Origin of the sequence: Bowmanella dokdonensis (genome assembly GCF_017254865.1) — a bacterium.
Classification (GTDB): domain Bacteria; phylum Pseudomonadota; class Gammaproteobacteria; order Enterobacterales; family Alteromonadaceae; genus Bowmanella; species Bowmanella dokdonensis.
On record NZ_JAFKCV010000162.1, the window covers coordinates 1 to 369 of the forward strand.

Below are 369 nucleotides of genomic sequence, written 5' to 3' on the forward strand. Positions count from 1 at the left end.
TGTCCAACAGCTCCCTGGCCTGTTGTAAACGCCCCAGTTCCAAATAAGCTTCAATCAGCACAAACTTAATATCTGCACGTTGGCTATCCAGATCATAAGCCTGCTTGGCCAGCCCAAAGGCTTGTTGTGCATCGCCTTCGCTCAGACTTAAGCGCGCTTGCTCTAGCAAGGTGTCAGCTGGACTGGGCAAATGTTTTTCCAGCATGGCGCGAATCTCAGACTCACCCTGTACGCCGGCAAAGCCATCAATAGGTTGACCATCCTTAACCAAAATCACAGTCGGCAGACTGCGCACTCCGAATTGCATGGCAATTTGCTGCTGCTCATCACAATTTACCTTGGCCAAAATCAGATGCTGCGAATACTCCC

General features: G+C 50.4%; 1 protein-coding gene. It reads right to left on the minus strand.

The annotated features are described in order from the left end of the window. The coding region (locus J0A66_RS22045; RefSeq protein WP_241264383.1) for a thioredoxin family protein at nucleotides 1–346 on the minus strand (346 nt) is incomplete at its 3' end. Nucleotides 347–369: the final 23 nt, after the last annotated feature.